This is a genomic window from Bradyrhizobium sp. CCBAU 45384, from assembly GCF_028128665.1.
GTDB lineage: Bacteria > Pseudomonadota > Alphaproteobacteria > Rhizobiales > Xanthobacteraceae > Bradyrhizobium > Bradyrhizobium manausense.
Map to the genome: position 1 here is coordinate 22,473 of NZ_LBIZ01000077.1, position 7,725 is coordinate 30,197.

Below are 7,725 nucleotides of genomic sequence, written 5' to 3' on the forward strand. Positions count from 1 at the left end.
CCGATCTACGAGAATTACTCGTGGCGAGGATAATATCTAAATCCGTGCTGTTTGATGAGTTCGTCGCGCTTTGCGGATTCGAGATCTTCCTTCATCATTTCTCGAACCAGGCTTTCGAACGACGTCTTGGGCTCCCAGCCAAGTTTCTGCTTGGCTTTTGACGGGTCACCAAGAAGCGTCGCGACCTCAGTCGGGCGGAAATAGCGGGGATCGACCCAAACGATACACTTGCCGGTCTTGGCGTCATATCCCTTTTCTTCGACGCCGCTTCCTTCCCAGCGGACCGTCATGCCGACTTCGTTTGCTGCGACATTGACGAAGTCTCGGACCGAATGTTGCACACCCGTAGCAATCACGAAATCCTCCGGGTTGTCCTGCTGCAGCATCAGCCATTGCATTTCGACGTAGTCACGCGCGTGTCCCCAGTCCCGCAGGGCGTCCAGATTACCTAGATAAAGCCTATCCTGCAGTCCCAGATGAATGCGCGCCAAAGCACGCGTGATTTTTCGGGTCACGAAGGTCTCGCCGCGGACGGGAGATTCGTGGTTGAAGAGGATGCCGTTGCAGGCATACATCCCATAGGCTTCGCGGTAGTTGACCGTGATCCAGTATGCATAAAGCTTGGCGACCGCGTACGGTGAGCGCGGATAGAAAGGCGTGGTCTCCTTTTGCGGAATCTCCTGGACCAAACCATACAGTTCGGATGTCGACGCTTGATAGAAGCGCGCCTTCCTCTCCAAGCCGGTAATGCGCATGGCCTCGAGGATGCGCAGAGCGCCGAGAGCGTCGGAATTCGCCGTGTACTCGGGTTCTTCGAATGAAACGGCAACGTGGCTCTGCGCTGCGAGGTTGTAGATCTCGTCTGGCTGCACCTGGCCAACGATCCGGATCAGGCTCGAAGAGTCTGTCAGGTCGCCATAATGCAGGCGGAATGGCGGATTCGGCTCATGCGGGTCAAGATAGAGATGATCGATGCGATCAGTATTGAAGAGAGAGGTCCGGCGTTTGATGCCATGGACTTCATATCCTTTTTCCAACAACAATTCGGCGAGGTAGGCGCCGTCTTGCCCAGTGACACCTGTGATTAATGCGCGCTTCTTCACGATGCAATGTTCCTTTAAAGTTCAGGTCTATTTAGCTGAACTGTTCTCCGTTTGCGACATCTGTAGTTCAGGGAATCCGCTGCAAATCGCTAGTCAATGTTAATAGCAAATGTGCCAGCGAGCAGGGGACCGACCTGATACGTGGAGGTCCCTGTCGTCCGGGCTCCAACTTGGACCCAGAGAAGTGGTGTGTCGATGGTTGACGTCAAAGATCAGGCGATTTTGGTCACGGCAGCCGCCACATGGCTGGCAAGCAACCCTGGCAGGATGCGCCGCGACTTCACCTACATCGAAGACGTGACCCGTGTCGTATCCAAACTGATCGATCTTGGGCCTGCGGAAAATCCGGCTGCCGCAGATGCGCCGTCTAGAACCTACCATGTCGGAAATCACCGCCCCGAAAAAATGCATGTCGTCGGACTTTTGGAGCGGGAGCTGGTTCGGACGGCGATCAGAATTGCTGCCAATGCAGCGGGGAGATGTGGTGGAAAAGGGAGATGACAATTCTCGAGCAGTCGATGCTTAATCCTAAAGCATCTTTCGAGCGCTGCCCTCGTTTGGCTGGAAGCACGGTAGAGATTTAAACCTAGAATGGAAGCCGACCTTTTCTCTTAAGAAAAACTCTTTAGAAGTCCTAGAGCTTACATGCGAACTGATTAGTAGGGCGGATTTTCATGCGCATCGCGATGATCGGAACGGGCTATGTCGGACTGGTGTCTGGAGCCTGCTTTGCGGATTTCGGTCACGACGTTACCTGCGTCGACAAGGACGAGAAGAAGATAGCAGCGCTCCATCGCGGCGAGATCCCGATCTATGAGCCGGGCCTGGACGAGCTGGTCGCCAACAACGTCAAGGCCAAGCGGCTCGAGTTCACCACCGATCTGTCCAAGCCGGTTGCGGATGCCGACGCCGTGTTCATCGCGGTCGGCACGCCGTCGCGCCGCGGTGACGGCCACGCCGATCTGTCCTATGTCTACGCCGCGGCGAAGGAGATCGCGCAGTCGCTCTCCGGCTTCACCGTGGTGGTGACGAAGTCGACCGTGCCTGTCGGCACCGGCGACGAGGTCGAGCGCATCATCCGCGAGACCAATCCGTCAGCGGATGTCGTGGTCGCATCCAATCCGGAGTTCCTGCGCGAGGGCGCCGCGATCCGTGACTTCAAATTCCCTGACCGCGTCGTGGTCGGCACCTCCGACGAGCGCGGCCGCAAGGTGATGGGCGACATCTATCGCCCGCTGTCATTGAACCAGGCGCCGCTGATGTTCACCGCGCGCCGCACCGCCGAGATGATCAAATACGCCGCCAACGCCTTCCTCGCGACCAAGATCACCTTCATCAACGAGATCGCGGATCTTTCCGAGAAAGTCGGCGCCAATGTGCAGGAGGTCGCCCGCGGCATCGGCCTCGACAACCGCATCGGCACCAAATTCCTGCATGCCGGTCCCGGTTTCGGCGGTTCCTGCTTTCCGAAGGACACCAAGGCGCTGATCAAGATCGCGCAGGACTACAAGTCAATTTGCGCATCGTCGAATCCGTGCTCGCGGTCAACGAGAACCGCAAGCGCGCGATGGCGCGCAAAGTGAGCCAGGCGCTCGGCGGCTCCTTGCGCGGCAAGACCATTGCGGTGCTCGGCCTGACCTTCAAGCCCGACACCGACGACATGCGCGATGCGCCGTCGATCCCGCTCGTCACCGGTCTGCTCGACATGGGCGCGAAGGTGAAGGCGTTCGACCCTGTCGGCATGGAGCAGGCGAAGAGTGAGCTGCCCAGCATCACCTATTGCGAAGATGCCTATTCCTGCGCGCAAGGTGCCGATGCGATCGTCGTCGTCACCGAATGGACCCAGTTCCGCGGCCTCGATCTCGATCGGCTGAAGGCGGCCATGGCCCAGCCCGTCGTCGTCGACCTCCGCAACATCTTCCGGCCCGAAGATATGGCCGGAGCGGGCTTCGTCTATGAAAGCATTGGACACTGACGGCTACGTCCCTAGTCTTGGGATGAGCTGCTGGCTGCTCGAGCAATGATCCGTACGAGAGCCATCAACGCTATCCCACAGATCGCCCCGATAATCTTGACCAATGCATCAAGAGGCCGCCCGTGTCTGTCTGGAGTTAGCAATTGCGCGGCTTCTAAGGTAACCGCACTTCCAACAACGACCAGGAACACAAGAATAATGCGGTTTGGGTAGGCAAGCATGAACATCAGGCCGAGCACAAAGAATGCGGCAAAATGCTCAATATGAGCAGGCGCGATGGTCGGCCGATCGTAGATCGGCGCTAGCGTCACAAACGCAACGAGAGCAAGTGCCAGCCAGCCAGCGACGAGATAAAGTTTTGCCATGCTCATCAGAGTCTATTGGTAACGCGGAAAAGACTCCGCTGAGCTCTTGCTACGATCTCTCCCGCCGCCGGTTTAACGAGCGCATCGTAAGTATAGACCCCGGGATTGCATGGGACCCACATTATAATTGTATCTGGCGGTACGACGACCTTCTGAGGCAACAAAGTCTCCCGTCCTCCGGCAGCAAAGGCCTCGCCGACGGTCGCACAAATCGACGAAATTGAAATCAGAAAGAAGTATCGACCTGAGCCTCTTGAAAACCAACACATTTTAAGTTCCTCGCGTAGCTATTGATAGTGGCCTGTTTTGATCAGGCTGGCCTATGGGGCTCCTAAACAAATGAGAGCCGAGTTGCCGGTCGGCAATCTTGCGCACATGGGCGCATAGCTATGGCGGTGGGGTGGAGCGGTGTCGATGTCCAGCGTATCATCAGAGAGCAAGTCTAGGTTGAGACGTTCTTGACTCTCGCTGAGATCTTCGGAAACATTGCGACATTTCAACCAGGTTTTTTTTGGAGCATTCGCCATGGCAACATTTCATATGGACTCGTCGGTTACTCAATCGGTGACGCGAGCTGTACCTAAAGCCGCTGTCCTTGCCTGCACGGCAACTAGCGCCCCCGATGTTTATGCGCACGCCATTTGGGTTGTTGTCGGTGATATAAGACAGTTCACGCTACACGCGGGGGACAGCATGGTTGTTCCTGACGCGGCAACCCTGACAATCTGGATCTTTCGGAAGAACCCCGGGAAAAGCACCTGGAGCGCTGATTTCGATCTTACCTAACGATCAGGGTGCATTTAGCGCTCTGCCGTTTGCGGCTACGACGCCTAGTCGGCATCGCGCGCACCGCTTGAATGTGAGGCAGGGCGGACGGGCGGCTTATCTCGCATGAACGTCAACGACGATCACTGACGTCCCGCGCTGCTTTCGGTTTTCGCAGGATATTTCCATCGTAAACGAGTCGCTACGGCGCGCCGGCCGACGCGCCGTAGCGAAACGAAGGGCCGGCGATCGTGACGACCCCGGCGCTTGGGCGCGTAACCAACTTGACGCTATCAAGCAGGATGGTCTTGCCGCTGCTTGTTGCAAGGCCTGATGATGCGAGCGGCATAGCGGGAGGGTGAATTCGTCACTGAGCTTGCGGCCAGGGCTCTGGGTTGAGTGAAAACCAGAGGTGATGCGGTGATGCGCGTCGCGGGGCGTTTGCTTGCAGATGAGACAGGGCTGGCCATTCGGGCAGCGTCGCAATGTACATGCTCGGCTCACGCAGGGGTGCGCGGCTCCTGCCGTCGCTGAGTTCGATCGGATCGTCGAAGACACAGGCCCACAGCATCACGTCATGTGTTTCAGCCTCTTGCCGGACTTGGCGGCGGTCTGTTTCGGGCAGACTTGTTCGTTCCGGTGGATTTCGTCCCAACGGCGCCTTCGGCAACCCTGACGCGCCGACGTAGCTCTAACAGCTCGCAATATGCGGCACGAAGCGAATCGTCATAATCGAGCGTCGGCAATCGTTTTGAAAAATTCGTCGTGCCGTAGGATGAGTATCTGATCATCTCGAACACGCTGCGTTCTTGAAATTCTCGCAAGCGTATCAAGGCAATCCATCCGAGCAACGTAAACCGCTCGTTAGTGTTGATGTCGCGAGAAAACGTTAAATCGGGAACAGCCGATTCTCACCTTGTGCCGGATCGGTCCCAATGAATACTCGGTCCGCGAAGGACGGCCAGCGCCTCGGGCGCAGCCGCGAGCGAGCGCTTGCCGTCGTATTGGCTCTGAAGAGGTATCTCTACAGCGCTCGCAGCGCATCTTGGAGATTATCTTAAGCCTCAACGCTGCATTAACGAACGCGTTATTCTCGATCAATTGGTTGAACTACTCGAAAGTCCCAAGCAACGTCGCGGTCAGACTACTGTTGCAATAGATCTTAACGATGAGCAATGGCTCGGAGCGCGCTGCTCGCGTCCGCCGCTGGCACACATCACGGCATCACGGTTATGGCGGCAAGTGCAACCTCATCGAAGCTTGGGGCACCCATTGTAAAGTAGAGTACCACCAGAGCGATGGCAGCAAATACCACATATGAAAGGGTGATTAAGCCGTCGTGACTGCGAGCGAGGGACGGCATGGGTGCTGAACGATGTGCAATATCCATGACCAAATTCCTCCGAAACGGCGCTTCATTGCGCACGCCGAGACTTTAGGCCCTGTTCGAGAGAGAGCTGTGAAGTAGTTCACAGTATGTTGCACAAAATTCTGGGTCGGCGGTGCGAGTTGCAATGAAGGCGCGCGGGGCCGCTTGCGCCGCTCCATCATGGCGTTCTCCTTGCAACCTCGGGCTCCAGTGCAAGGACGGCACTACCGGAATATGTTAGCGGCGGTTTCATCCCACGCCGAAAGCTAACTTTCCCTTCTGAAAATCTGCCTTGATCTACCTCAGACCAGCCATCCGGGGCCGACCGCGAACCCAGGAAAGCCGACCGCCTGTTGTGGGCCCGTCGCCGACCTAGCGGAGATCATGGCTGGAGTCCGCAATGCGTATTGAGCGGACATACATCCGGCTGCTTTACTTGGCCAGCGAAAGGACGGCCGAGCGTCGGGGCCGGGGCCGAGTGTCCATAGCGGCAATTAGCGCTGGATAGGTGAGGCAGGTCTGCCTGCAACGCCCTCAGCGGCCTTCTATGAATTGCGTGACTGACTTGCGGGGTATTCGGATCTAGTGATTGGCGAGCAGCCAAGTCACGTCTTGATTGGAATCGATGCTGATTGATCGGTCAGTTGCCTCTCGGCCTGTTCGGCAAGACGGTCGTATTCCTCAGCCATAGTGATCAGCCGGGCTCTGGTCGCCGCGTCTCGTGTTCGCTCCGCTTTGGCGCGCGTCTGAGCTGCGCGTTGCAACCAATGGCTTGGGCTGGAGAAATCGCGCGACATCGGAGCCACCTCATTTCAACGTACCAAGGGAAGTCTGCGATTCGGTTCCAAATGAGGCATGAGGAGAATCGGCGCATGCGTCTTCTGGAGAGAAGATCGGCTAACAGCCATTAACCGCCTCCGTGCTAATCGATTTACCATGTTGAAAGCGCGTATTGGTAGAAGTTCTAGTGGCGTCCCTACCCATGGATGTGCCCAAAATGATTTTGATTAAGCGATTTTTGCGGATGAGAACGGTGCCACCGCGATTGAGTATGGGCTGATCGCAGCCGGCATCGCGCCGGCGATCATCACGGTGATCAACGGTCTCGGCACAAGCCTGAGCGACAAGTTCGGCTCGATCAGTAGCTCGCTAAAATAGTATCGCCAAAGGTTCTATCCGGAGCGCAATCGCGGCGGCGGTGATGATCAGTGTCCAAGCATACCTTGAGCAGCTTCTCGCGGCCTACAGGAAGCGTCTTGCTCGCATCGAACGAGAAGGCGAGCCTGCCGACCGATACAGCGTGGAGGAGCGGGCAGTCGAAATCCAGCGCATCAGAGCGACGATTGCTCTCCTAGAGCAAGATTTGCACGACGCGAAATGACGGCATCGTGTTATCACGAGGTGGCCTTCGTCGGCCGGACGAAGGTCCCGCTCTCGCGCAGATCCAGCCGGCCACGCTCCCCCGCCAGTGCCGGCCCTTAACTCCGCGTTCGTGACCTCGTGCTTGTACAAGCGCCTTGACCAACTCGATACAGATGCGGCCGCCCTGCACCGGCTCGATGTCGCCGGCAATTTCGACGAGCTTGCGGTGCCCGACCAGTCTGCTGTGCATTCGATAATTGCGGGCTGCGGAGTGGTGGTCAATCCGAGAGTTAGCTCCTGCCAGTTTCCGGGCTACGCCGCGATCAAGGATGCTCGCTTCGCCAGCCGGGCCATCGGCTCTCTCAACGTGGCACAGAGGCAAACTAAGCTATTGATCACTTTGCAGCGGAACGGCGCGGCCTGGCCCGGTCATCTCGCGTTTGCGTGAAATGATGGCGACATCGAAAATGGGCTCCAATAGACGCATCTCCCAGCATCGCGCTGGCCGAGCTCGCCCCGCGAGCAGCGTTCCGGATTAGATGAACCTGAAATGATGTGCGCCGGAGGGAACGCTAGCTAGCCATGCAGGACTGCCTCATCGGGAGCAAGACGGTGGTTGATCGGGACAGGAACTATCGCTACTTCCGCGCGGTTGACCTGCTTTACAGACGATCTTGAACAAATGACTTATTCTATCGCCGTCAATCGCCCTGGCGTTCACACTGCCAAGACCCGGAGCCGACCTCATCGGTGCGTCGGATCAAGGGATTGCTCCTGCGCCAGAAC

Annotated in this window: 7 protein-coding genes and 2 pseudogenes; 4 read left to right on the plus strand and 5 right to left on the minus strand. The window is 57.3% G+C overall.

Annotation, left to right across the window (positions count from 1 at the left end; all coding sequences use genetic code 11):
- Window positions 1-14: 14 nt before the first annotated feature.
- Window positions 15-1,106, minus strand: coding sequence for a GDP-mannose 4,6-dehydratase (gmd, locus tag XH80_RS04300; protein ID WP_271597484.1), 1,092 nt, complete (start codon window positions 1,104-1,106; stop codon window positions 15-17).
- A 252-nt stretch (window positions 1,107-1,358) separates the two neighbouring features.
- On the opposite strand from gmd, the pseudogene XH80_RS04305 reads away from it, so the two are divergent.
- Window positions 1,359-1,593: pseudogene (locus tag XH80_RS04305) on the plus strand (UDP-glucuronate 5-epimerase); the annotation flags it as partial.
- A gap of 184 nt (window positions 1,594-1,777) precedes the next feature.
- Window positions 1,778-3,078 (plus strand): annotated as a pseudogene (locus XH80_RS04310) (UDP-glucose dehydrogenase family protein).
- 11 nt (window positions 3,079-3,089) lie between these two features.
- Here the strand turns inward: XH80_RS04310 and XH80_RS04315 are convergent.
- The 4 genes from XH80_RS04315 to XH80_RS04325 form a co-directional block, all read right to left on the minus strand.
- A complete protein-coding gene (locus XH80_RS04315; protein ID WP_271597480.1) occupies window positions 3,090-3,449 on the minus strand; it encodes a VanZ family protein in 360 nt (119 codons plus the stop codon).
- Window positions 3,450-4,325: 876 nt separating this feature from the next.
- Window positions 4,326-4,766, minus strand: a complete 441-nt coding sequence (locus tag XH80_RS43860) for a DUF968 domain-containing protein (RefSeq protein WP_442869110.1) — start codon at window positions 4,764-4,766, stop codon at window positions 4,326-4,328.
- Between the two features lie 658 nt (window positions 4,767-5,424).
- Window positions 5,425-5,598: a hypothetical protein gene (locus tag XH80_RS04320; RefSeq protein ID WP_271597481.1), complete on the minus strand. Its 174-nt coding sequence runs from the start codon at window positions 5,596-5,598 to the stop codon at window positions 5,425-5,427.
- 584 nt (window positions 5,599-6,182) lie between these two features.
- The gene (locus XH80_RS04325; protein ID WP_271597482.1) at window positions 6,183-6,374 is read right to left on the minus strand and encodes a hypothetical protein; all 192 of its coding nucleotides are present in this window, start codon (window positions 6,372-6,374) and stop codon (window positions 6,183-6,185) included.
- 217 nt (window positions 6,375-6,591) lie between these two features.
- Between XH80_RS04325 and XH80_RS04330 the strand changes: the two genes are divergently transcribed.
- A complete protein-coding gene (locus tag XH80_RS04330; protein WP_271597485.1) occupies window positions 6,592-6,735 on the plus strand; it encodes a Flp family type IVb pilin in 144 nt (47 codons plus the stop codon).
- 346 nt (window positions 6,736-7,081) lie between these two features.
- Entirely contained in the window at window positions 7,082-7,387 is a 306-nt protein-coding gene (locus XH80_RS04335; RefSeq protein ID WP_271597483.1) for a hypothetical protein, read from the plus strand.
- The last annotated feature ends 338 nt before the right edge of the window (window positions 7,388-7,725 follow it).